Raw genomic sequence first — 23,187 nt, forward strand, 5'->3', positions numbered from 1 at the left:
CCCATCCGTCGGGACGTGCGACACCACTCGTCCCATCGGATCGGTTCACACCAGGAGCAGAACCATGAACGACAGCCGCAACACGCCGTCCGCCTCCGCCCGATCGTTGGCGGACGCCCCGTGGCGTACCAGCACACGAAGCCAGACCTCCAACTGCGTCGAGGTCGCCCCCCTGGGCACCGGCCGGTCCGCTGTCGCGCTGCGCGACAGCAAGGACCGAAGCGGCCCGGTGCTGCTGTTCAATCGGGCCGGATGGCTCGGCTTCATCGCCGGAGCGAAGGGCGGCCAGTTCGATCTGAACTGACCCGGTGACCGGGACGGGGCCGTCGGCACACTGCCGGCGGCCCCGTCTCGTTCCGGGTGCAAGCCCACTGAGCAGGCATCGGATGATCGGACAGGCTCAGAATCAATAGGCGAGTTTGCGTTGCCGGGATGTTCACGCGGCGTAACATGGCCAACGAGTTCGTGGAACTTCCACACTGGCTCATCCGTCGCGGTTCATCCGGAGACCCTCATGCGGTTCCTGATCGTTCGCACCGACATCCGCGCCGTCGCCGACGGGGACATCGCCGCCGCCTGGGCGGACGGCCACCGACTCCGCGACGAGACGACCGCGCCCGAGCCGCGACGGCAGATCGTGCACGCCGAGGACCGGGACGCCGCACTGCTGCTGGCTCGCGCCCTGGCCGCGGTCGGCGCGGTCCGCGCCGGCCGGCAACGGGTCAAGGTCCTGCCGCTGAGCGAGCCCCGACCCGCCTTCCGCAACAGATCCAGCCGCACCAGCACCTGACTCAGACGTCCGTCGTGGTCGGACCGGCTCCCCCGCCGCGTTCTACGCACCGCCGACCACGACGGCCCGTGTTCCCGGCCTGTGACCGCCGCGGCAACGGCGGCCACGGGCCGGGACCGTGCTCACCGGTCGGCGTCCACCCAACCGTCCAGCCAACGGTGGATGAGAAACAGCGCGATCGACGACGGTGGGGGCAGGATCAACCGAGCCCCGTCACCCACGTCGACGGTCTGCCCGGCCAGCGCCGCCCCGATCTCCCGGCGCGTGAACCACCTCGCGTACGCGATTTCGGACGGATCGACCCGCACCGGATCGGTCGGGTTCGCGGTGGCCAGGAAGCCCAACATCAGCGAGCCGGGGAACGGCCAGGCCTGACTGCCCACGTACCCGATGCGCTCGATCCCGATGCCCACCTCCTCGCGGACCTCGCGCAGCACGGCGGCCTCCGCCGACTCGCCCGGCTCCACGTAGCCGGCCAGACACGAGTAGCGCCGCCCGTCCGGGGTGCCCGCCCAACCGGCGTTGTTGCCGAGCAGGCAGCGCCCGTCCGGGCCGTCCACACCGTCGTGCACCAACACGATCATCGCCGGGTCGGTACGCGGCCAGATCCGCCCACCGTTGCGGTCCACCCGGGACCAGCCCGCCTCGTCCATGGCGGTCGGTGCCCCGGTGCTCGACGAGTAGCCGTGCCGGCTGTGCCAGTTGATCAGGGCCAGCGCGGTCGTGAAGATGCCGGCCTCCCGGTCGGCGAGCAGGTGACCCACCTCGCGCAGGTTGACCGCCCGGGTCCCCGGCAGGTCCGGCAGCGGTGCGTCGACCGCGAAGACCGGCACCCCGTCCGGCTCGACACCGAGGAACATCGCCGTCGACTCCGACCCGGCCGGTACGTCGGCAGCGGCGAGCAGCACGAGCGCCGGCGGCGACGTGTCGGCGCGGGCCAGCGTGCGACCCTCGGCGGACGAGTCGAGCACCAACACCCGGGCGCGCAGCCACGCCTCGGTCAACCACTGCGAGTCGCCCCGCCGGTGTGCCGCCCGGTCCAGGGTGGACCGGGCCAACGGCGGCGCAGCCTCCCCGCTCACACCCGCGCTCCGCTTCGCTCCGCGCCGGCGCGAGACGGCCCGCTGCTGTACCTCATGGTTCGCTCACTACGCTCGCTCACACCCGCGCTCCGCTTCGCTCCACGCCGGCGCGAGACGGCCCGCTGCTGTACCTCATGGTTCGCTCACTACGCTCGCTCACACCCGCGCTCCGCCGCGCTCGCTCACGACACCGGCTCGGTACGGATCGTGGTGAGCGCGGCCAGCCCCGGCGTGACCCGTTCGGCGTCGCCGAGCACCACGATCGCCGCCCGGGCCGGTGCCAGGTACCGGGCCGCCGCCCGCGCGACATCGTCGATGCTCGCCTTCGCCAACCTGGCCGAGTACTCGGCGAGGAAGTCCAGGCGCAGGCCGTTGCCGGCGTACGCGCTCGTCAACGCGGCCAACCCCGCCTGGGTGGACATGCCGAGCTGAAGGGTGCCCAGGGCGTACTGGCGGGCCTGCTCCAACTCCTCGGGCTTCGGCGGCAGCGACGCCAGCCGACCCAGCTCGTACGTCGTCTCCAGCAACGCCGGACCGGTGACCTCGGTGGCCACCTCGGCGGAGGCGACAAGCACCGACCCGGCCACGGAGTGCTCGATCCCCGAGTGCGGGCCGTACGTGTAGCCCTTGTCCTCGCGGATGTTCTCCACCCAACGGGAGGAGAAGTAGCCGCCGAAGATCAGGTTGGCCAGTTGCAGCGGAGCGTGGTCCGGGTCGGTGCGGGGCACCGCCGGAAGCGCGATCCGCAACGAGGACTGCACCGATCCGGGTCGGTCGACGAGCAGCAGCGGTCCCGGCTCCAGCGGCGGCGTCGCCGGCAACTCCGCGACCCGCCCGGCACCTGCCCAGCCGCCGAGCGCCCGCTCGGCCGCATCCAGGGCCTTCTCCGGCTGCACGTCGCCGACCAGCACCAACTGCGCGCCGGCCGGATGGACCCGCTCCGTGTGCAGGGTGCGCAGCGCCGCCGGCCGAACGGCACGGACCTGGCCGGGCTCCGGGGTCTGCGTCGCGTACGGGTGCCGTCCGTAGATCCGCTTCAGCAGCGCTTCCCGGGCCAGGTGCGACGGTTGGCTCTGCGCCACCTGGATCCGGTCGACGAGCCGGTCCCGTTCGGTGGCCACCTCGTCGCCCGGGTAGCTGGCGCTGGTCAGCACCTCGGCCAGCAGTTCCAGCATCCGGTCCAGGCCGGTGACCAGGCCGGCGCCGGAGAGCATCAGCCGGTCCGGGTCGACGCCCGCGGAGAGCCCGCCGCCGACCTTCTGCAACTCGGCGGCGATCTGCACACTCGTCATCGACGCGGTGCCGGACAGCATGGTCTGCGAGAGCATCGCGCCGCGGGCCAGGTGGACCCGGCCGAACGGGACCCAGAGCCGCAGCTCGACAAGCGGCACCGCGGGCCGGCGTACGGCGATCACCGTGAGGCCGTTGCGCAGCGTGCGCTCGGCCTGCTTGGGCACCTTGAGCTTGCGGGTCGGGCCGAGCGGAGGCAGCGTACGCGGCCCCGTGGGAGCGGTGATGTTACTCAACGGGCACCTCCGGCGATGACCTCGATCGCGGCGCGGCGTTCCGGGCGCACGGTGGCCGCGGCGGCCCGAACCTGCTCCTCGGTAACCTCGCCGACCAGCCGGGGCAGCTCGTTGAGCAGGCCCGGTTCGCCGCGTTGCTGCTCCAGCACGGCCATCCGCAGCGCCCGGCCGAGCACCGCGTCGGTGTCACGCAGCAGATGGGTCGCCATCCGGGCCTGGGTGCGGGCCAGCTCACCGTCGGTCAGCCCGTCGGTGGCCAGCCGGTCCAACTCCTCGTCGATGGTGCGCAACACCTTGTCCACGTCGCCCCCGGGCGGCAGGTGCGCCTGCAACAGCAACGCCGTGGGATCGCGGACGTCGAAGGGATCGCCCATGAAGCCGAGGTATCCGCCGAGGCTGGTAACCGTGCGGTCCCGCTGCACCAGGCGCTCGACGAGCCGCGACGCGTCACCGTCGGTGAGCACCTCGGCCAGCACCACGTAGGGCAGGTAGCCGGCGAAATCGGTGATCGGGTCGGGCACCCGCCAGGCCCCGGCGACCGCCGGCAGCGGCGCCAGGGCATCGGTGTACGAGGTGCGCCGCTCGGCGGTCAGGTCGGGCTCGGTGAAGTCGGGCCGAACCGGTGCCGGGCGGGCCGGCACGTCGCCGAAGTGCCGGTTGACCAGCTCGGTCGCCTCGGCCACGTCGATGTCGCCGCTGACCGCGAGGACGGCGTTGCCGCTGGCGTAGTAGCGGCGGAAGAAGTCCGCGGCGTCGGCGACGGTCGCCGACTCCAGGTCGTCGAAGGAGCCGTAGCCGTCGTGCGCGTTCGGGAAGGTGTCGAACATGACCGGCGGCAGGGTCAACCAGGGGAAACCGCCGTACGGCCGGTTGAGCACGTTGACCCGGATCTCCTCCTTGACCACGTCGACCTGGTTGCGCAGGTTCTCCTCGGTCAGCCGGGGGCCGCGCATCCGGTCCGCCTCCAGGAACAGCGCGCGCTCCAGCGCGTTGCTCGGCAGCGTCTCGAAGTAGTCGGTGTAGTCCAGGTGGGTGGAGCCGTTGAACGTCCCGCCCGCCCCCTGCACGTGCCGGAAGTGAGCCAGCTTCTCCAGATTTTCCGAGCCCTGGAACATCAGGTGCTCGAAGAGGTGGGCGAAGCCGGTGCGCCCCTCCGGTTCCGAGCGGATGCCGACGTCGTAGACCACCGCCACCCCGATCACCGGGGCGCTGCGATCAGGGGTGAGCACCACCCGCAGGCCGTTGTCGAGGGTGAACCGCTCGACCGGATACTTCGTCGCTGGAATTCTGGATCTCCGCGCAGGCACGGAGTCGACCCTAGCGCGTCGACACCCCTACCACCCGCGACCTCAGCGGAGCCGCCGAAACCGGGGCGGTGACGAGGGGCAGCACCTCGGCGCCGACCCGCTCGGCCTCCTCCCGGTGCGGCCAGCCGGAGAGGATGAACTCGTCGACGCCCAGCGCGGCGTACTCGTCGATCCGGGCCGCGACCTCGGCGTAGCTGCCGACCAGCGCGGTGCCGGCGCCCTCGCGGACGAGGCCGACGCCTGCCCACAGGTTCGGTGCGACGGTGAGCCCGTCGGTGCGGCCGGCGTTGAGAGCGGCCATCCGGGCCTGTCCGACGGAGTCCATCCGGCGGAATCTGGCCTGGGCGGCGACGATCCGCTCCGGGCTCATCCCGGCCAGCAGCCGGTCGGCCTCCGCCCAGGCCTCGGCGCTTGTGGGCCGGGCGATGACGTGCAGCCGCAGGCCCGTGCGCAGGGTGCGACCGTGTTCGGCGGCGAGGGCCCGGACGCGGGTGACCCGGGCCGCGATCGACGCCTGCGGTTCGCCCCACATCAGGTAGACGTCGGCCTGTTGGGCGGCCACCGTCTCCGCGGCCGGGGACGCACCGCCGAAGTAGACCGGCGGCGGCTCGGCCAGTGGGGTGGCCAGGCCTCCACCGTCGACCCGGTAGTGCGTGCCGGCGTAGTCGAAGGGTCGTCCGGTCCAGGCGCGTCGGAGCACCTCGATGAACTCACCGGTGCGCGCGTAGCGGTCGTCGTGCCCGAGGAAGTCGCCGTACGCCCGCTGCTCGGCCGGGTCGCCGCCGGTCACGATGTTGAGCGACAGCCGACCACCGGAGACGGCCTGGAACGCCTCGGCCTGCTGGGCGATCAGGGTGGGCAGCGCGAAGCCGGCCCGGACCGCGACCAGCATGCCGAGCCGCTCGGTGTGCTGGGCGATCGCCGCGCAGACGATCCACGGGTCGGGGCAGCCGGCGCCCACGGGCGTGAGGACGGCGGTGAAGCCGTGCGTCTCGGCGGCCCGGCCGACCTCGGCCAGGTACGCCACCGTGGCGGCGCGGTCGTGCCGGGCGGCACCCGCCGTGACGGTGGCGGCGCCGACCTGGTCGCCGTCGCCGGAGGTGGGCAGGAACCAGTGGAAGGTCATCGCACAGTCGCCTCTCTGACAGTTGCCGAGCGCCGTACCCTAGCAAGCTGGTAGGAAATACCGACATAGGCGAGACGCACCTTCCCGGCATGTGGATGGGCCTTGACGCTGACCACGGGCTGGCCCACTCTTCCTACCAACTAAGTAGGAATACTGCGGATTGGATGGACGATGAGACGGCACCCCTTGCGCCGGTTGGTCACCCTGGCCACCCTTGCCGCCCTCGGGGCGGCGACTGTGGGCAGCGCCGCCGCGTGTGGCGACGACGGCTCCGGCGGCGGCTCCGGCGGCCCGGTGACCCTACGTCTCGGCTACTTCCCGAACATCACCCACGCGCCGGCGGTCGTCGGCGTGGAGAAGGGCATCTTCACCGAGAAGCTCGGCGCCGACGTCAAGCTGGACCCGAAGACCTTCAACGCCGGCCCGGCCGCCATCGAGGCCATTTTCTCCGGCGCGCTGGACGCCACCTACATCGGTCCGAACCCGACCGTGAACGCCTTCTCCAAGTCCAAGGGCGAGGCCGTCCGGGTCATCTCCGGCGCGGCCTCCGGCGGCGTGGCGCTCGTGGTCAAGCCCGGCATCACGGGCGTGCAGGACCTGAAGGGCAAGAAGATCTCCACCCCGCAACTGGGCAACACCCAGGACGTGGCGATCCGTTACTGGCTCAAGCAGCAGGGTCTGACCACCACGAAGGAGGGTGGCGGCGACGTCAAGATCGTGCCGCAGGAGAACGCCCAGACGGTCGAGACGTTCAACAGTGGCGCGATCGACGGCGCCTGGGTGCCCGAGCCGTTCGTCTCCCGACTGGTCAACGCCGGCGGCAAGGTGCTCGTCGACGAGCGCGACCTGTGGCCGGACAAGAAGTTCGTCATCACCAACCTGCTGGTCAGCACGAAGTTCCTCAAGGCGCACCCGGACGTGGTGCAGAAGCTGGTCGACGGCCAGGTGGCCGCGAACGAGTTCGTCAACAGCAAGCCCGAGGAGGCCCAACAGGCCATCTCCGACGCGATCGGCAAGATCACCGGGAAGCCGCTGGACCTGAAGCTGATCAAGCAGGCGTGGCCGACGTTGGAGTTCACCAACGACCCGATCCCCTCCTCCCTCAAGGCGGGCCTCGACCACGCCGTCGACGTGGGACTGACCGAGCCGGTGGACCTCAAGGGCCTGTACGACCTGACGTACCTCAACAGCGCGCTCAAGGCGCAGGGCAAGCCCGAGGTCGTCCAGCCGTGACGCCGACCACGACGACGCCGCAGGGCGCGACCACCGCGGTCGCGCTCTCCGGCGTGACCAAGGTGTACGGACGCGGGCCGAACGCCGTCCTGGCCCTCGACGGGGTGTCGTTGGACGTCGCGCCCGGCGAGTTCGTCTGTCTGGTCGGCGCGTCCGGCTGCGGCAAGAGCACCCTGCTCAACCTGGTGGCCGGGCTGGACCGGGTGAGCGGTGGGCAGATCACCCTGGCCGGTGGGGCCAACCCGGGCCTGATGTTCCAGGAACCGGCGCTCTTCCCGTGGCTGACCGTCGACGCCAACGTGGAGGTGCCGCTCAAGCTGCGCCGGCTCCCCCGTGCCCAACGCCGCGAGCGGGTGGCCGAGCTGCTGCGAACGGTGCACCTGGCCGACTTCGGCCGCAAGCGCCCACACGAGCTCTCCGGCGGGATGCGGCAGCGCGTCGCGCTGGCCCGCACGCTGGCGCTGGACACACCTGTGCTGCTCATGGACGAGCCGTTCGGCGCACTGGACGCGATGACCCGGGACATCCTGCACGACGAGTTGGAACGGATCTGGTCCGAGCGCAAGCTGTCGGTGCTCTTCGTGACGCACAACGTCCGCGAGGCCGCCCGGCTGGCCGACCGGATCATCCTGCTCTCCAGCCGTCCCGGTCGGATCATCTACTCCACCGAGGTGAACATCCCGCGCCCTCGTCGGATCGACTCCCCCGAGGTCGCCGCCATCGCCGCCGAGGTCACCGAGCGGCTCCGTACGGAGGTGGGTCGCCATGGCCAATGACACCCTCACCAGCTCGGCGCGTAGCGACGCGGAGATCACCGGTCTGGACGCGCTGGAGATCGCGGGCCGGGACAAGGAGGTCTCCCGGGGTGCCCAGATCTGGGCGGCCACCTGGCCCAAACTCGCCGCGCTGGCCATCGCCATCGCCGCCTGGCAGCTCGTGGTCTGGTCGGGTTGGAAGCCGCCGTACTCGCTGCCCGGTCCGCTGGAGGTGGGCCGCGAGTTGGTGGAGCAGGCCCAGGGTCCGCAGCTCTGGGAGGGCCTGGTCACCACGCTCCGCCGGGCCGCCCTCGGGTACGTCTTCTCGGTCGCCGTCGGCCTGCTGCTGGGCCTGGCGGTGGCCCGTTCCAAGGTGCTCCGGGCCGCCATCGGCTCGATGATCACCGCGTTGCAGACCATGCCGTCGATCGCCTGGTTCCCGCTGGCCATCCTGCTGTTCGAGCTGAGCGAGAAGGCGATCTTCTTCGTGGTGGTGCTCGGTGCCGCGCCGTCCATCGCCAACGGGGTGATCTCCGGCGTGGACTACGTGCCGCCGCTGCTGAAGCGCGCCGGCCGCAACCTGGGTGCCCGAGGGCTCAACCTCTACCGGTACGTCATCGCGCCGGCCGCCCTGCCGGCGATCGTCGCCGGTCTGAAGCAGGGGTGGGCCTTCTCCTGGCGCAGCCTGATGGCCGGTGAACTGCTCGTGGTCGGCATCTCACAGACGTCGCTCGGCGCGCAGCTCACCTACTCCCGCGAGTTGTCCGACGCGCCCTGGCTGCTCGCCACGATGATCGTGATTCTGGTCGTCGGCCTGGTCGTGGACGCCGCGTTCGGCGCGGCGGACACGGCGATCCGGCGGCGCTGGGGCGTGCTCGACCAGGCGGGCAACTGAGCGGTGTACGTCTCCGCGCGCAGCGACTACGCGCTCCGGGCGATGCTCGCCGTCGCCGCCGGTGGCGGCGGCGGCGAGTTGGTCAAGGCGGCCAGCCTGGCCGAGGTGCAGGACATCCCGCTCAGCTTTCTCCAGGGCATCCTGCTCGACCTGCGCCGAGCGGGTCTGCTGCACAGTCACCGCGGCGCCGACGGCGGGTACGCCCTCACCCGCCCAGCCGACGAGATCACCGTCGGCGACGTGTTGCGCGCGGTCGGCGGTTCGCTCACCACGGTGCGCGGACTGCCGGCCGAGCGCACCGGTTACCACGGAGTGGCCGCCGGGCTGACCGACGTCTGGCTGGCGGTGCACGGGGCGATCGCCACGGTGGTCGACAGCACCACCCTGGCCAATCTGCTCACCCACACCTCGACCGACCACGCCCCCACCACCTGAAGCGGCGGAGGCGGTGTGGTCGGGTCGGCGCCCCGCCGAGCCGACCACACCGCTGGCCTGCACCGGCCCACCGGCCACCCGGTCAGCCCACGTGTGCGACCACTGGGCCAAGGCCCGGGTCGTCGGGGCTGCGCAGTTCCACCAGGCTGCCGGGAGCCTTACCCGCCGAGGTGGCGTGCCAGGGCGCGAAGGCCGCAACCATGGCGAGCAACAGACCGGCGAGCGCGAGCGCGACCACCAGGATCAATTCGCGCACCGCACCCGAGCCGGCCTCGCCCGCCATGGTCACCCCTCCCGCGCCGGGCCCCCCGCCCGACTTCCCCCGCTGGCCAGCTTCGACCACGGACAGCCAGGGCACAATCGGCCAGCCGACCCAGCCGAGGCTGATTACCGACTGAGCGGTGTGGTCGGCCGGCCGAGGGGGGCGAAGGCCCTGCGCGCCGCCTTTGCTCTGCTTCAACGGACGCAACACCACTCGTCCGGTATCCGGACATCGGCCGTTGCGTGGGTTTAAGCAGAGCAAAGGCTGTCAGGAGGTGTCGGCCGCCTGCACCCGGCCCGGCCGCCCACACCCGGCCCGGCCGCCCACACCCGGCCCGGCCGCCCACACCCGGCCCGGCTGCCCACACCCGGCCGCCAAACACCCGGCCGGCGCGGGTCCGGCCGCGCCGCTCGCCGCAGACAGACAGACCGACCCGCCTCGCCGAAGCGGGGCGGGTCGGTCGAAGCGCGAAAAAGAGATCAGACGGTACGCGGGCGGCGCGGGCGACGCGACCGACCCGACGCGCGGTGCGCCGGACGGGCGGCACCATCGGTGGCCGTTCCGCCACCGGTGCGGACCCGAGCGGCGGGCGCCGGCGGGGCGACGATGGTCACCGGCACGCCGGACGGCTCGCGGGCACCGGTCACCCGGGCCAACGCCCCGTCACCCGGACGCACCTGAACCGACTCGGGTCGGATGCCGGCAACTGCCATCAGTCGCGACACGTCCCGGCGCTGCTCGGGCAGGACCAGGGTGACCACCGAACCAGACTCGCCGGCCCGCGCGGTACGGCCGCCCCGGTGCAGGTAGTCCTTCGCCTCGGTCGGCGGGTCCACGTTGACCACCATGTCCAGGCCGTCGACGTGGATGCCGCGGGCCGCCACGTCGGTGGCCACCAGGGCGGTCACCTGACCGTTGCGGAACTGCTCCAGGATGCGGGTGCGCTGCGGCTGGGACTTGCCACCGTGCAGCGCCGCCGCGCGTACCCCCTTGGAGAGCAACTGGCGGGCGAGCCGGTCGGCGCGGTGCTTGGTGCCCATGAACAGGATGGTGCGGCCCTCACGGGCGGCGATCCGGGTCAGCGCGTCGGGCTTGTCGACGGCGTCGACGTGCAGCACGTGGTGGGTCATCGCGGTGACCGTGGCGGTGCCCGGGTCGACCGAGTGGGTGACCGGGTGGCTCAGGAAGCGGCGGACCAGCCGGTCCACGCCGCCGTCCAGGGTGGCGGAGAAGAGCATCCGCTGCCCCTGCGGCGCGACCTGCTCCAGCAGCTTGGTGACCTGCGGCAGGAAGCCCATGTCAGCCATCTGGTCGGCCTCGTCCAGCACGGTGATCTCGACCTGGTCGAGCCGGGCATCGCCCCGGTTGATCAGATCGTGCAGCCGGCCGGGGGTGGCGACAACCACCTCGGCGCCGGCCCGCAGCGCGTCCGCCTGCCGCTGCAACGACAGCCCGCCGACGACCGTGGCGCAGCGCAGCCCGACGGCGCGGGCGTACGGGGCCAACGCGGTGGTGACCTGCTGGGCCAGCTCACGGGTCGGCACCAGCACCAGGGCCAGCGGACGACCCGGCCGGGCCTTACGGCCGGCGGTGCGGGACAGCAGCGGAAGCCCGAAGGCGAGCGTCTTGCCGGAGCCGGTACGACCGCGGCCCAGGACGTCCCGCCCGGCGAGCGAGTCGGGCAGCGTCGCCGTCTGGATCGGGAACGGCTCGGTGATGCCCTGCGCGGTCAGCGCGGTGAGCAGCGCCGGCGCCAGACCGGTATGAGCGAAAGAAGGAATAACTGTGGTCATGCGGAAGCCTTCCTCGACGCGGCACGTGTCGAGGGAGGGCGCCGAAGGTGGCGCTGTCACCGGCGGCCAGGGCAGCCAGGACTCACAAGCACGAACCGATTGGAGTACGGGCCGGCCCGCCGCCGGGCCGCCGCCTGCGTGTGCAGGCGGCGGCGAGGCGGGCCGGTCCCGTCACCGTCACACCCGGAGGGCGCGACAGGTAATGCTGACCGATCCGAAGATCAGAGCGGGCGGATGTTCTCCGCCTGCGGGCCCTTCTGGCCCTGGGTCACCTCGAACTCGACCCGCTGGTTCTCGTCCAGGCTCCGGTAGCCGGAGGACTGGATCGCCGAGAAGTGTGCGAAGACGTCAGCGCCGCCGCCGTCCGGGGTGATGAAGCCGAAGCCCTTGTCAGCGTTGAACCACTTCACGGTGCCAATAGCCATGTGTTTCGTCTCCTTGACGGAACGTCGGACACGCACGTGTTGCGTGCCCGAAGAGGAGCGCTCCGCGCGGGGATGCGCGAATCGCCTGTCGCTTCTGGTCGCCCCGCCCGGAGAACTCCGGACACAACAAAGAGCGCCTGGGGCCACAATCCCGCCAGGCGCACACAGAGTCTCTGGTAACCAAAACTGCAACCCGGTCAACGTATCATGGTTTTCCCGCGAGCGGTCAACCTTGGGCAGAATCTTCGGGCAACTGGGCGATCATGGCCGTGAGCCCCGTCACATCCAGCAGGTCGGCGGGCCGAACCGTCACCCCGTGCCGGACGTAGTGGAACGCCGCGCCCACCCGGTCCACCGGCACACCAGCCAGTTCCGCCCAGGCCAACCGGTACACGGCCAACTGCACCGCGGCCACCTCCGCCGACGGCCCCGAGGGCTGCGCGCCGGTCTTCCAGTCGACCACGTCGAACCGCCCACCCGGCCGGGCGAAGACCGCGTCCATCCGCCCCCGCACCACGACCCCGCCGATCACCGTCGCGAAGGGGACCTCCACCTCCACCGGTGACCGGTCGGCCCACTCGCTGGCCAGGAACCGCTCCTGAAGCTCCACCAGCGCCTCGTCGGGCGCGGCATCCGCGTCGGCCGCACCGGGCAGCTCGTCCAGGTCCAGCAGGCGGTCAGCACCGAAGCGCTGCTCCAACCAGGCGTGGAAGGCGGTGCCTCGGCGGGCGTACGGGTTGGGTTCGGCCGGCACCGGGCGGCGCAGCGTACGGGCCAGCGCCGCCGGGTCGCGCCGCAACGCCACCAGCTGGGTGACGCTCAACTGCCCGGGCAGGGCCACCTCGACCGCACCGGAGAGCCGGGTCAACTCGGCCCGCTCGGCCAGCAGCAGATCCGCCTCGCGCTGCCAGCGCGCCACCTCCGGGTCGACCTCCGGCTCGACCGGCCCGACCGCCTCGGCCTCCGACCCGATCGGCGTCACCGACCCGACCACAGGCGCCGGCCCGACCGGCCCGGCCCGCCCGGGGAGCATCGGCCCGACCGGCCCGGAGAGCGCCGCGGTCGGCCCGTCGGTCATCAGGCGGCGCACCAGCCCGGCCGCCTCGGCCAACTCCGGACGGCGGCCACCCAGCGGGTCGGCCGGCCACTCCGCCCGGACCACCACCTCGGCGGTGGGGTTCGTGGCATCCGGGGTCGGCTCCGGTGCCCAGGCGTCGATCAGGTGCCCCGGCCCGCCGTCGAGGCAGGCGTCGTACATCTCACGCAGGAAGACCGACGGACCGCGCGGTCGCTTCGTCCCCTCCCCCCACCAGTAACCGGAGCACAGCAGCAGCCGGCGCGGCCGGGTGACCGCCACGTACGTCAGGCGGCGTTCCTCCCGCTCGTCGTGTGCCCGCCAGGCGTCGGTGAAGTCGTTCACCGCCCGTGCCACCGCCCGCTGGTCGGCCGCCTCGTCGAGCGCCAGCTCGGGCAGCCCGTCGGCGTCGCCGCGCAAGGGGAACGGCAGCACCCCCAGCCCGCCCAGCCAGTGATCGGAGTTGCGCACCGGCCCCGGCCACGACCCACGACACAGGCCGGCCACTGCCACCACGTCCCACTCCAGGCCCTTGGCGGCGTGCGCGGTGACCACCTGCACCGCGCCCTCCACGACCTCCACCTCACCCGGCGCCAGACCGCGCTCCTCGTCCTCGGCGGCGGCCAGGTAGGACAGGAACCCGGACAGTGTCGCGCCGGGCGTCTCTCCGCTGAAGCGGGCCGCCACGTCACCCAGCGCATCCAGGTGACCCCGGGCCAGACCGGCGTCGCCGGCACCGTCCCGACCGGCCCGCACCGCGACCTCCACGTCCAGGCCGATGGTCCGCTCGATGTCCGCGATCAGATCCGGCAGCGCCTGGTCCAGCCGGTACCGCAACAGCGCCAGCTCCATGCCGTACGCGCGCAGCCGCGCGAAACCCTCCGCCGAGTACGCCTGCGCAGGGCCGAGATCGGCCAGCGCCTCCACCAGGGTCGCCTCGTCCAGCAGATCGGGGCTGATCTCCGCGTCGTCGTCGGCGGCCAACTGGCGGCGGGCGTTGGCGATGGCGCGGGCGCGCCGGTGCAACGCCACCAGGTCACGCGGGCCGATCCGCCAGCGGGCACCGGTGAGCAACCGCAGCAGAGCGGCCCCGTCGGTCGGGTCGGCCAGCACCCGCAGCGTGCAGACCACGTCGCGTACCTCGGGGGTGTCCAGCAGGCCGCCGAGCCCCACCACCTCGACCGGGAGCCCACGCTCACGCAGGGCCGACTCGATCGCCGGAATCTGACTGCGGACCCGGACCAGCACGGCGGTGGTCGGGCGCTGCGCCACCGGGATGTGTTCGGGGGCCGCGCCCGGCATCCGGGCCGCCCCCCGCCAGGCGGCCAGCACGCTGTCGGCGATCCAGTCCGCCTCGTCGGCGTACGTGGGCAGCAACGCGCAGTGCACCGTGCCGCCGGCCGCACCGCCGGGGCTGCGGTGCGGGATCGGCTCCCGGACGGTAAGCGCCGAGCGCAGTTCCGGCACCCGCGCACCCGCCGCCCGCAGCGGAGCCGACAACGCGTTCGCCACCCGGAGGATCTCCGGGCGGTTACGCCAGCTCGTGGTGAGCCCGAGCGCCGGGGCCGGCTCACCGTCGGCGCGGGCGAACTCGGTGGGGAACCGGTCGAGGGTGCCGGCGCTGGCCCCCCGCCAGCCGTAGATGGACTGGCACGGGTCGCCCACCGCGGTCACCGGATGCCCCCCGCCGAACAGGGCGTTGAGCAGCACCACCTGGGCGTGGCTGGTGTCCTGGTACTCGTCGAGCAGCACCGCCCGGAAGCGGTCCCGCTCGATCTCGCCGACCCCCGGGTGATCGCGGGCCACCCGGGCCGCCCGGGCGAGCTGGTCGGCGAAGTCCATCGCCTCGAAGTCCTCCTTGCGCCGGGCGTACGCCCGCACCAGCGGCAGCAGGCGCAGCCGGGTCTGTTGCAGGGTGAGCGCCTTGCGTACGTCGGCGTACACCCGGCCCGGCCGGGACTGCACCTCGGCGAAGAACCGACCGGTCCAGGCCGCCAGCTGGTCCGGCGCGACCAGGTGCTCGTCCAACTCCCCGGCGAGCGCCAGCACCGCGTCGGTGATGGTGCTCGGCATCCGGTCCACCTCGGACATGTCGCCGTCGTAGTTGCGGACCAGCAGGTCGACCAACTGCCAGCGGGACGCCTCGGTGAGCAGCCGTGTCGACGGCTCGTAGCCGGACCGCAGCCCGTGCTCGGTGACGATCCGCCCCGCGTAGGAGTGGTACGTGGAGACGGTGGGTTCACCGGCGAGCGGGTCGTCCAGCGGGTCACGGCCCTGCCGGCCGAGTCGGCGGATCAGTTGGTCCAGCCGGGTGCGGACCCGGTGGGCAAGCTCACCGGCCGCCTTACGGGTGAAGGTCAGCCCGAGGATCTGCTCCGGGCGCACGTACGCGTTGGCCACCAGCCAGACCACCCGCGCGGCCATCGTCTCGGTCTTGCCCGACCCGGCTCCCGCGACCACCAGCAGCGGCTCCACCGGGGCGGCGATGATCGCGGCCTGCTCCCGGGTGGGCGCCGGCAACCGCAGCAGCTTGGCCAGTTCCACGGGCGTGTACCGGGGGCCGGAGTCCGCCAGCCGGGGCGCCGGCGTGGGACCCGCGCCGAACAGGGTGGGTTGGCTCACGGTGCTGTCTCAGGATGCGACACCCGCTCACTCCTCGCCCTCACGGTTGCGTCGAACGGTCGGCGGCTCGACGACCTGACGCCCCTGCCCGGAGACCGGGCAGCTGGTGCGGACCGGGCAGACCCGGCACTTCGAGTTGGCCACCGCGGCGAACGTGGCGGCTGCCATCGTATCGGCGGTCCTCCGGACCAGCGCGGTCGCCCAACCGGCCGCCGGCCCCTCGCCGGCCGCCGGCTGGTTCTGTTCCCGGGCGTCCTTGGCGGAGGTGCCGAGTTGCACGAGCGCCGCGCCGCCGGACTCGTCACCGAACTCGGCGAACGCGCCCGCCTCCACCGCCGCCTGGTACGCGCCGAGCTGCGGGTGCTCGGCCAGGTCGGTGCCGGTGACGGCGGTGGACTTGCCGGTCTTCAGGTCGATCACCACGAGCCGTCCGGACTCGTCGACCTCCAGCCGGTCGACCCGTCCGGTCAGGTCGACGGGCCGGTGCGGGTCGTCGAGCCGGACCGCGAACTCGTGCTCGATGGCGAGCAACCGACGCGGATTGGTGGCCAGCCAGCGCAGCAGCTTGTCGACCATCGCCTCGGCGCGTTCCCGCTCCGGCCCGGCCATCCACCGGGCCGCCAACTCGATGGCGTCGAACCGGGCGGCCACGTAGTCGAGCAGCGCACCCCGGTCGGCGCTGGCGTCCTCGGCGAGCATCGCGGCGGCGTGCACCAGGTTGCCCACCCCCTGCGCGGTGCTGGTCGGGCCACTGCCGCCGTGCCGTTCCAGCAACCACCGCAGGCTGCATCGCAGGGCGCTCTCCATGGCCGACGGGGTGACCCGCACCGGCTCCCCGTCCTCGACGAGCGGCCGGTCGTCGGAGAGCGCGCGCAACCCCCACCAGTCGTCCGGGTGCGCGCCGGGAACCCCGGCGGCGGCCAGCCGGGCCAACTGGGCCGCCGCCGCGCGCCGCCGGCCCGCCGGGGCGGCCGGGTCGGTGATGGCGGTACGCAGTTCGGCCACCAGCGCCGGCAGGGTCAGCGCCCGAGGTGGACGGGTCACCGGCAGTGCCCCGGGACGGTCCGGCTCGCCGTCATCGCCGGTCGTGCCGTTCGTCGCACCAGCCGCGCCGGTGGTCACGCTGTTCGTCGCACGAGCCACGCCGTTCGTTACGTCGTCGGTCGCGCCGTTCGGCACTCCATCGGCGGCGGGCGTGGCCTCCGGTGGGCTGGGGGCGGGGTCCCCGGTGCGCGGACCCGGTGGCGGGGGCGGGGCGGCCGGACCGGCGCCCGGCTGGGTGGGCGGCGTCGTACCCGGTGGGGTGGCCGGCCCGGCACCCGGCGGGGTCGGCGGCCCGGCACCCGGCGGGGTCGGCGGCCCGGCACCCGGCGGGGTCGGCGGCCCGGCACCCGGCGGGGTGGGACCCAGCTCGTGCAGGAACCGGCTCGGCTGCTCCTGGTGGTCGTCGCCGCCGACGGTGGCCGAGGCCACGGCGCTGACCAGCAGCCGGTGCCGGGCCCGGCTGATGGCGACGTGGAAGAGCCGGCGCTCCTCGTCCAGCAACGCCGAGGTCTGGCCCACCACGTTCGCCCTGGTCGCGCCGTCGACAGATCGGCCGGCCAGCACGTCGACCAGCCGCTCGGAGCCGAGCAGGCTGCCGCGCAGTCGCAGGTCCGGCCAGATGCCCTCCTGTACGCCGGCCACCGCGACCAGATCCCATTCCAGGCCCTTCGCGGCGTGCGCGGTGAGCAGGCGTACCGCCGCACCCCGGTCGGCGGTCGGCGCGATGGTGTCGGCCGGCAGGTCCTGGGCGAGCACGTGGTCGAGGAAGACCTCGGTGCGGGCACCGGGCAGCCGGTCGGTGAACCGGGCCGCCGCGTCGAAGAGAACCAGGACGGCGTCGAGGTCCCGGTCGGCCGCCTCGGCCCGTCGCCGCCGGGCCAGGTCCCCCTCGCCGGCCGCCGGCCGCCCCTGGTTGATCGCACCCGCCCAGCGCTCGGCCAGTCCGCTGGCATTCCACACGGCCCAGAGCACGTCCTCGGCGGTCGCGCCCGGCCGGCCGGCGGCTTCGCGTGCGATGGCCAGCAGCCCGGCCACCGCCTGCGCCGGCTCCGCCCAGCGCCGCTCGATGCCGGCCAACTCCTCCGGGTCCTGCAACGCCTCGACGATCAGCTCCCCGGACGGACGGCGGTCACCGCCGGCCAGCGCGAGGGCTCGCAGGCCCTGCCGCAGCCGCCGCTCGGCCAGCGGGTCGGCCCCGCCCAGCGACGAGTGCAGCAGCGCGACCGCCGACTCCTCGTCCAGTCGCTCCGGCTCCAGCGCGCAGCGCAGCAGGAGCAGCAGCGGGGCGACCGCCGGTTGCAGGTGCAGGGGCAGATCCTCACCGTGCACCACGGTGGGTACGCCGGCGGCGTGCAGCGCCCGTCGCAGGGTGGGCAGCTGCAACGCGGTGGACCGCACCAGCACCGCCATCCGCGACCAGGGCACGCCGTCGAGCAGGTGGGCCGAGCGCAGCGCGTGGGCCAGCCAGGCGGCCTCACTTGTCGCCGATCGGAAGGTGTGCACCTCGACCGCCCCGGGTGGCGCGTCCGGCAGTGGGTGCAGCCGGCGGTGCGCGGCCGGGCCACGCAGCCGGCGGCCCAGCCGGGCCAGGGCGGCGAGCAGACCCGGCCCGGCCCGGTACGACGTGGTCAACAGCACCTGCGCGGCGGGCGCTCCGGAGGCGGTCCGGAAGCGGTGCGCGAACGTGGTCACCCCGGCCGGGTCGGCGCCGCGGAAGGCGTACGTGGAGGAGTCGGGGTCGGCGAACGCGACAAGCGACTTGCCACCGCCGGCGATCACCGAGAGCAGCTCCAGTTGGGCGGGGTCGGTGTCGGCCAGCTCGTCGAGGTACACGTACGCGAGCCGACGGCGCTCGGCGGCCAGCAACTCCTCGTCGTCGCGCAGCAGCCCGGTGGCCGCCCGGACCAGCTCCGCCGGGTCGTACGCGATCGAGCCCCGGTTGCTGACGTCGCGCAGCGCGAGCACGGCGACGTACTCCCGGAGGAAGCGGGCGGCGGCCGGCCAGTCGGCGCGGCCGAGCTTCTCACCCAGCCGGGCCAGGTCCATCGGACCCACGCCGCGCTCGGCGGCGCGCATGAGCAGGTCGCGCAGCTGACCGGCGAAGGCCCGGGTCCGCAGGGCCGGGCGCAGGTCGGTCGGCCAGCCGACCGGGTCGTCCTCGGGTTCCTCGCCCACCACGTCCAGCAGCTCGCGGATGATCAGATCCTGCTCCGGGCCGGTCAGCAGGCGGGGTGACGGCTCGCCTCGTTCGGCGGCGGCTCGGCGCAGCAACCCGAAGGCGTACGCCGGGAAGGTGCGCACCAGCGGCTCGCGCAGCACCCGGTGGCCGTCCTGCGCGACCCTGGCCTCGATGCGTTGACGCAGGGCGGTGGCCCCTCGACGGCCGAAGGTCAGCACCAGGATCCGTTCGGGGTCGATCCCCTCGCTCACCCGGGCGGCGACCGCCTCGACAAGCGTGCTGGTCTTGCCGGTGCCCGGGCCGCCGAGCACGAGCATCGGCCCGTCGGTGTGCCCGACCACCTCGGCCTGCACCGGATCGGCCCGCCAACCGCCGCCGTCGACGGTCAGCTCGGGCCCGGCCACGCGATCGGGTCCAGCTGACGCGCCCCCGGACGTGCCGCCGCTGGCGGGCACGGAAGCGCCGGCCGGCGTCGTCCCGTCCCCCCGCGGTGGCCCTCCGGACCGCCGCACCAACCGGTACGCCTGCATCAGCTCATCCCATCAGACCCATACGACACCCACCCAATCCCGCCCCCGGCCCGCCCCAACCCCACCCCATCCACCCCCGTCGATCATGAGGTTAGCGGCGCGACACGCCGACAACGACACCGCCAACTCCATGATCACCGGGGCCGGGCGGGCCGGGCGGGCCGGGCGGGCCGGGCGGGGCGGGGGTGGGGGTGGGGGTGGGGTGGGTCAGGTTAGGCGGGACTCTAGGGCGTCCAGGGCTTCGGGGACTGTGGTGGTCACCGTCAGGAGGTTGCGGCCTGCCGATCTGAGGAAGTTCTGGTTGGTCAGGCTGTCCAGCCAGTCCAGCAGGGGGCGGTAGAACCCGTCGGTGTCGATCAGCACCATCGGCTTGGCGTGCAGGGCGAGGGTCGCGGTCGTCCAGACCTCGAACAGCTCGTCCAGGGTGCCCAGCCCGCCGGGCAGGGTGAGGAACGCGTCCGACTTGTCGATCATCAGGGTCTTGCGGCCGGCCATCGAGTCGGTCACCAGCAGCTCGTCCGAGGCCAGGTCGGCGACCTCCAGATCGACAAGCGACTGCGGGATCACCCCCAGGGTGCGCCCGCCGGCGGAGCGGGCGCCGTCCGCCAGCGCGCCCATCATGCCGACGCAGCCGCCGCCGCTGACCAGCGTGTGGCCGCGCCGGGCCAGCTCCGCACCGGTCTCGGCGGCCAGGTCCAACCAGCGCTGGTCCAGCGTGCGGGAGGACGCGCAGAAGACGCAGATCGCGGCCATCACCTGTCCCGTGGCTGGTCGGCCGCCTGCGCGGCGGCGGCCTGCTGGTCCGCACCGGTACGCGCGACCGCCTCGTCGCGGACCGCCTCCTGCTCGACGGAGAGCGCGGCCTCCGCCTCGACGATGTACCGCACCGCGGCGCCGACGTCGTCGGTGAGACAGATCAGGTCCAGGTCGACCGGCCCGATCTTGCCACCGGCGGCCATCGTGTCGCGCATCCAGTTGAGCAGGCCCTGCCAGTAGTCGACTCCCATGAGCACCACCGGGAACCGGGTGACCTTGCCGGTCTGCACCAGGGTGAGCGCCTCGAACAGCTCGTCCATGGTGCCGAACCCACCGGGCAGCACGACGAACGCCTGTGCGTACTTGACGAACATGGTCTTGCGGGCGAAGAAGTAGCGGAAGTCGATCGCCAGGTCGACCCACTCGTTGAGGCCCTGCTCGAACGGCAGCTCGATGCCGAGCCCGACGGAGAGGCCACCGGCCTCGCTGGCGCCGCGGTTGGCGGCCTCCATCACTCCCGGCCCACCCCCGGTGATCACCGCGTAGCCGGCTCGGGCCAGCGCGCCGCCCACCTGCTCGGCCAGCCGGCACTCGGCGCTGTCCGGGCCGCTGCGGGCGGAGCCGAACACGCTGACCGCGGGCGGCAGATCGGCGAGGGTGTCGAAACCTTCGACGAACTCGGAGAGGATGCGCAGCGCGCGCCAGGCGTCCTTGGTCTTCCAGTCGCCCCGCCCACGCGAATCCAACAACCGTTGATCAGCGGTGCTGCTCGGGATCGACCCCCTGCGCAGCGTGACCGCTCCGCGGTGTCGCTCCTGCCCCGGACCGCGACCGGCCTCCCGCCCGTTGTTGCTCTGGCTCATGGGGCAACCGTAGTGGAGCGGCACCTCGCAGGTGTGCGGGGCGGGGACGCCGAGAAATAGTTCGGGATCATGGGCAACTAATTCGCTCCCCCGTACGTCTTACTATTCACATACCGGGTATGCCCGGCGCGCGCCTTCGGGGGAGGAGACAGCGTGATCAGTAACAGCGAGATGATCCGGATCCGTCGCCAGATGCAGCGACGGATCCGAGACGTGGTGGCCGAACGCCGCCGCACCCGACTGCAGGACCCGCCCCTGGTCTCCCCCACCGCGCCCGCAGGAGCCGATCAGGAGGTTTGCGTCGCCGACAACGGGCCCGGCTGACGCAAACCTCTTGATCACCGGTCAGGCTGGGGCCAGCCAGCGGTGCAGGGTTGCCGCGCCGTCGCGGATCTTGCTGATCTCGACGTGCTCGTCCTTGTGGTGGGCCAGGTTCGGGTCGCCGGGGCCGAAGTTCAGCGCCGGGATCCCCATGGCCGCGAACCGGGCCACGTCCGTCCAGCCCAGCTTGCCGATCGGCGCCGCGCCCACCGCCGCCAGGAACTCCTTCGCCGGAGCCGCCTCCAACCCGGGGGCCGCACCGGCCGCCGCGTCGGTCACCACCAGGTCGAAGCCCGCGAACACCTCCCGCAGGTGCGCCTCCGCACCCGCCGGGTCGCGATCCGGCGCGTACCGGTAGTTGACCTCGATCTCGCACCGGTCGGGGATCACGTTGCCGGCGACACCGCCGATGATCCGTACCGCGTTCATGCCCTCGCGGTAGTCGCACCCCTCGATGGTGACCCGGCGTGCCTCGTACGTCTGGAGACGCCGCAGCACCTCGGTGGCCGCGTGGATGGCGTTCACCCCGTGCCAGGAGCGCGCCGCGTGCGCCCGCTCACCCGTCGTCGTCACGAGTGCGCGCATGGTGCCCTGGCAACCCGCCTCGACGATGCCGTACGTCGGCTCCAGCAGCACCGCGAAGTCCGCCTGCAGCCACTCCGGGTACGCCTGGGCCACCAGGTTGAGCCCGTTGTACCGCGACTCGATCTCCTCGGCCTCGTAGAAGAAGTACGTCACGTCGTAACGCGGCTCGGGCAGGGTCACCGCCAGATGCAGCGCGTACGCGGTGCCGGACTTCATGTCCGAGGTGCCGCAGCCGTACATCAGGTCGCCGCGCATCGTCGACGGGAAGTTGTTGTTCAGCGGCACGGTGTCGAGGTGCCCGGCCAATACGACGCGCTGCGCCCGACCGAGGTCGGTACGCGCCATCACGGTGTTGCCGTGCCGGTGGGTGGTCAGGTGCGGTACGCCCCGCAGCACCTCTTCGACACAGTCGGCGATGGCCTTCTCGTTCAGGGACACGGACTCTATGTCGACCAGCGCGCGGGTCAGCTGTACCGGATCGGCGAGGACCTCGGGGGTCAGCGGGTTCTCCATGGTTCGCACGGTACCTTCAGGTCTGTCCGCGCGAGGAGTGAGCTGAGGCCGACCCGGCCGCGACCGAGAGGTGTAACAGTGACGTCCGCAGATTCCGCCTGGGGTATTGGCCTGGCCACGGTCACGGCAGATGAGCAGGTGCTCGACACCTGGTACCCGACCGGCAAGCTGGGCCTCGGTGAGCTGCCGCTGGTCGCCGGGGAGGACAAGTCGGACGTGCTCGACCTGCCGCCGGCGGCGCTCGGTGACCGGGCACTGCCCGGTCTGCGTACCGTCCAGGTGGTCACCGTGATCGGCTCGCTCGACGACCCGATCAAGGACGCTCCCGACGCGTACCTCCGGTTGCACCTGCTCTCCCACCGCCTGGTGCGGCCCAACCAGCTCAACCTCGACGGCATCTTCGCCAAGCTGGCGAACGTGGCGTGGACGTCCGCCGGGCCGTGCCCACCGGAGCGGGTGGACGAGCTGCGGGTGATCGAGCGGGCCGCCGGTCGCCACCTGTCGGTGTACGGGGTCGACAAGTTCCCCCGGATGACCGACTACGTGGTGCCCTCCGGGGTGCGCATCGCCGACGCCGACCGGGTCCGCCTGGGCGCGCACCTGGCCGCCGGCACCACCGTGATGCACGAGGGCTTCGTGAACTTCAACGCCGGCACCGTCGGCACCTCCATGGTCGAGGGGCGGATCGTGCAGGGCGTGCTGGTCGGCGACGGCTCCGACATCGGCGGTGGGGCCTCCATCATGGGCACCCTCTCCGGCGGCGGCACCGACAAGATCAGCATCGGTGAGCGGAGCCTGGTCGGCGCGAACGCCGGCGTCGGGATCTCGCTCGGCGACGACTGCGTGGTCGAGGCCGGCTGCTACATCACCGCCGCGTCGAAGATCACCCTCCCCGACGGCCGGGTGGTCAAGGCCCGTGAGCTGTCCGGCGTCGACGGCCTGCTGTTCTGGCGCAACTCGGTGACCGGCGGGCTGGAGGCCCGGCCCCGCACCGGCCGGGGCATCGAGCTGAACGCCGCCCTGCACGTCAACAACTGACCGGACCCGCCGGGTCCGCGGCACTCGGCCGC

At 72.8% G+C, this 23,187-nt stretch carries 20 protein-coding genes; 8 read left to right on the forward strand and 12 right to left on the reverse strand.

Features of this window, described 5'->3' with window-relative positions; translation table 11 throughout:
- The first annotated feature begins 64 nt into the window (after nt 1-64).
- Nucleotides 65-304 (forward strand): DUF397 domain-containing protein, encoded by a 240-nt coding sequence (locus tag AB0C25_RS30160; protein ID WP_357377556.1) that lies wholly within the window; start codon nt 65-67, stop codon nt 302-304.
- 210 nt (nt 305-514) lie between these two features.
- A complete protein-coding gene (locus AB0C25_RS30165; protein ID WP_357377558.1) occupies nt 515-790 on the forward strand; it encodes a hypothetical protein in 276 nt (91 codons plus the stop codon).
- Between the two features lie 122 nt (nt 791-912).
- On the opposite strand, the gene nudC is transcribed toward AB0C25_RS30165, so the two are convergent.
- The 4 genes from nudC to AB0C25_RS30185 all read right to left on the reverse strand — a co-directional run bounded on the left by nudC (nt 913) and on the right by AB0C25_RS30185 (nt 5,831).
- Nucleotides 913-1,872 carry an NAD(+) diphosphatase gene (nudC, locus tag AB0C25_RS30170; protein ID WP_357377560.1) on the reverse strand — a complete coding sequence of 320 codons (960 nt, stop codon included), beginning with the start codon at nt 1,870-1,872 and terminating at the stop codon, nt 913-915.
- 182 nt (nt 1,873-2,054) lie between these two features.
- Nucleotides 2,055-3,389 carry a pitrilysin family protein gene (locus AB0C25_RS30175; RefSeq protein ID WP_357377613.1) on the reverse strand — a complete coding sequence of 445 codons (1,335 nt, stop codon included), beginning with the start codon at nt 3,387-3,389 and terminating at the stop codon, nt 2,055-2,057.
- A 5-nt stretch (nt 3,390-3,394) separates the two neighbouring features.
- Nucleotides 3,395-4,705, reverse strand: coding sequence for a pitrilysin family protein (locus AB0C25_RS30180; RefSeq protein WP_357377562.1), 1,311 nt, complete (start codon nt 4,703-4,705; stop codon nt 3,395-3,397).
- Between the two features lie 10 nt (nt 4,706-4,715).
- Nucleotides 4,716-5,831: an LLM class flavin-dependent oxidoreductase gene (locus tag AB0C25_RS30185; RefSeq protein WP_357377564.1), complete on the reverse strand. Its 1,116-nt coding sequence runs from the start codon at nt 5,829-5,831 to the stop codon at nt 4,716-4,718.
- 171 nt (nt 5,832-6,002) lie between these two features.
- Here AB0C25_RS30185 and AB0C25_RS30190 point away from each other — a divergent pair, with 171 nt between their 5' ends.
- Genes AB0C25_RS30190 through AB0C25_RS30205 form a run of 4 tightly spaced genes read left to right on the forward strand, consistent with a single transcriptional unit; the run spans nt 6,003 to nt 9,149 of the window.
- Nucleotides 6,003-7,064: an ABC transporter substrate-binding protein gene (locus AB0C25_RS30190; protein ID WP_357377566.1), complete on the forward strand. Its 1,062-nt coding sequence runs from the start codon at nt 6,003-6,005 to the stop codon at nt 7,062-7,064.
- On the forward strand, nt 7,061-7,840 hold the full coding sequence (locus AB0C25_RS30195) for an ABC transporter ATP-binding protein (protein WP_357377568.1): 780 nt from the start codon (nt 7,061-7,063) through the stop codon (nt 7,838-7,840). Before AB0C25_RS30190 ends, AB0C25_RS30195 begins: the two co-directional genes overlap by 4 nt.
- The gene (locus AB0C25_RS30200) at nt 7,830-8,714 is read left to right on the forward strand and encodes an ABC transporter permease (protein WP_357377570.1); all 885 of its coding nucleotides are present in this window, start codon (nt 7,830-7,832) and stop codon (nt 8,712-8,714) included. Before AB0C25_RS30195 ends, AB0C25_RS30200 begins: the two co-directional genes overlap by 11 nt.
- Nucleotides 8,715-8,717: 3 nt before the next feature.
- Nucleotides 8,718-9,149: an Rrf2 family transcriptional regulator gene (locus AB0C25_RS30205; protein WP_357377572.1), complete on the forward strand. Its 432-nt coding sequence runs from the start codon at nt 8,718-8,720 to the stop codon at nt 9,147-9,149.
- An 82-nt stretch (nt 9,150-9,231) separates the two neighbouring features.
- Here the strand turns inward: AB0C25_RS30205 and AB0C25_RS30210 are convergent, their stop codons facing one another.
- The 7 genes from AB0C25_RS30210 to AB0C25_RS30240 form a co-directional block, all read right to left on the reverse strand.
- Entirely contained in the window at nt 9,232-9,432 is a 201-nt protein-coding gene (locus AB0C25_RS30210) for a hypothetical protein (protein ID WP_357377574.1), read from the reverse strand.
- A 458-nt stretch (nt 9,433-9,890) separates the two neighbouring features.
- A complete protein-coding gene (locus tag AB0C25_RS30215; RefSeq protein WP_357377576.1) occupies nt 9,891-11,204 on the reverse strand; it encodes a DEAD/DEAH box helicase in 1,314 nt (437 codons plus the stop codon).
- A gap of 221 nt (nt 11,205-11,425) precedes the next feature.
- On the reverse strand, nt 11,426-11,629 hold the full coding sequence (locus AB0C25_RS30220) for a cold-shock protein (protein WP_007464836.1): 204 nt from the start codon (nt 11,627-11,629) through the stop codon (nt 11,426-11,428).
- Nucleotides 11,630-11,855: 226 nt separating this feature from the next.
- Nucleotides 11,856-15,326, reverse strand: coding sequence for an ATP-dependent DNA helicase (locus AB0C25_RS30225; protein WP_357377578.1), 3,471 nt, complete (start codon nt 15,324-15,326; stop codon nt 11,856-11,858).
- A 27-nt stretch (nt 15,327-15,353) separates the two neighbouring features.
- Nucleotides 15,354-19,079 (reverse strand): ATP-dependent DNA helicase, encoded by a 3,726-nt coding sequence (locus tag AB0C25_RS30230; RefSeq protein ID WP_357377580.1) that lies wholly within the window; start codon nt 19,077-19,079, stop codon nt 15,354-15,356.
- Between the two features lie 207 nt (nt 19,080-19,286).
- Nucleotides 19,287-19,832, reverse strand: coding sequence for a TIGR00730 family Rossman fold protein (locus AB0C25_RS30235; RefSeq protein ID WP_357377582.1), 546 nt, complete (start codon nt 19,830-19,832; stop codon nt 19,287-19,289).
- Nucleotides 19,832-20,698 carry a TIGR00730 family Rossman fold protein gene (locus AB0C25_RS30240; protein WP_357377584.1) on the reverse strand — a complete coding sequence of 289 codons (867 nt, stop codon included), beginning with the start codon at nt 20,696-20,698 and terminating at the stop codon, nt 19,832-19,834. Before AB0C25_RS30240 ends, AB0C25_RS30235 begins: the two co-directional genes overlap by 1 nt.
- Before the next feature lie 153 nt (nt 20,699-20,851).
- Here AB0C25_RS30240 and AB0C25_RS30245 point away from each other — a divergent pair, with 153 nt between their 5' ends.
- Complete coding sequence (locus AB0C25_RS30245) at nt 20,852-21,022, forward strand: hypothetical protein (protein WP_357377586.1); 171 nt, start codon at nt 20,852-20,854, stop codon at nt 21,020-21,022.
- A 21-nt stretch (nt 21,023-21,043) separates the two neighbouring features.
- Here AB0C25_RS30245 and dapE read toward each other — a convergent pair whose 3' ends face one another.
- Nucleotides 21,044-22,117, reverse strand: coding sequence for a succinyl-diaminopimelate desuccinylase (gene dapE / locus AB0C25_RS30250; RefSeq protein WP_357377588.1), 1,074 nt, complete (start codon nt 22,115-22,117; stop codon nt 21,044-21,046).
- Nucleotides 22,118-22,195: 78 nt separating this feature from the next.
- Between dapE and dapD the strand changes: the two genes are divergently transcribed.
- Nucleotides 22,196-23,155 carry a 2,3,4,5-tetrahydropyridine-2,6-dicarboxylate N-succinyltransferase gene (dapD, locus tag AB0C25_RS30255; protein WP_357246795.1) on the forward strand — a complete coding sequence of 320 codons (960 nt, stop codon included), beginning with the start codon at nt 22,196-22,198 and terminating at the stop codon, nt 23,153-23,155.
- Nucleotides 23,156-23,187: the final 32 nt, after the last annotated feature.

The sequence above is a fragment of the Micromonospora sp. NPDC048839 genome (assembly GCF_040649915.1).
Classification (GTDB): domain Bacteria; phylum Actinomycetota; class Actinomycetes; order Mycobacteriales; family Micromonosporaceae; genus Micromonospora.

Bases quoted from the DNA above. Each gene is read 5' to 3' on its own strand.
- AB0C25_RS30160 (WP_357377556.1), top strand. From the start codon at position 65: ATGAACGACAGCCGCAACACGCCGTCCGCCTCCGCCCGATCGTTGGCG.
- AB0C25_RS30165 (WP_357377558.1), top strand. From the start codon at position 515: ATGCGGTTCCTGATCGTTCGCACCGACATCCGCGCCGTCGCCGACGGG.
- AB0C25_RS30185 (WP_357377564.1), bottom strand. From the start codon at position 5,831: ATGACCTTCCACTGGTTCCTGCCCACCTCCGGCGACGGCGACCAGGTC.
- AB0C25_RS30190 (WP_357377566.1), top strand. From the start codon at position 6,003: ATGAGACGGCACCCCTTGCGCCGGTTGGTCACCCTGGCCACCCTTGCC.
- AB0C25_RS30200 (WP_357377570.1), top strand. From the start codon at position 7,830: ATGGCCAATGACACCCTCACCAGCTCGGCGCGTAGCGACGCGGAGATC.
- AB0C25_RS30210 (WP_357377574.1), bottom strand. From the start codon at position 9,432: ATGGCGGGCGAGGCCGGCTCGGGTGCGGTGCGCGAATTGATCCTGGTG.
- AB0C25_RS30215 (WP_357377576.1), bottom strand. From the start codon at position 11,204: ATGACCACAGTTATTCCTTCTTTCGCTCATACCGGTCTGGCGCCGGCG.
- AB0C25_RS30220 (WP_007464836.1), bottom strand. From the start codon at position 11,629: ATGGCTATTGGCACCGTGAAGTGGTTCAACGCTGACAAGGGCTTCGGC.
- AB0C25_RS30230 (WP_357377580.1), bottom strand. From the start codon at position 19,079: ATGCAGGCGTACCGGTTGGTGCGGCGGTCCGGAGGGCCACCGCGGGGG.
- AB0C25_RS30235 (WP_357377582.1), bottom strand. From the start codon at position 19,832: ATGGCCGCGATCTGCGTCTTCTGCGCGTCCTCCCGCACGCTGGACCAG.
- AB0C25_RS30240 (WP_357377584.1), bottom strand. From the start codon at position 20,698: ATGAGCCAGAGCAACAACGGGCGGGAGGCCGGTCGCGGTCCGGGGCAG.
- dapE (WP_357377588.1), bottom strand. From the start codon at position 22,117: ATGGAGAACCCGCTGACCCCCGAGGTCCTCGCCGATCCGGTACAGCTG.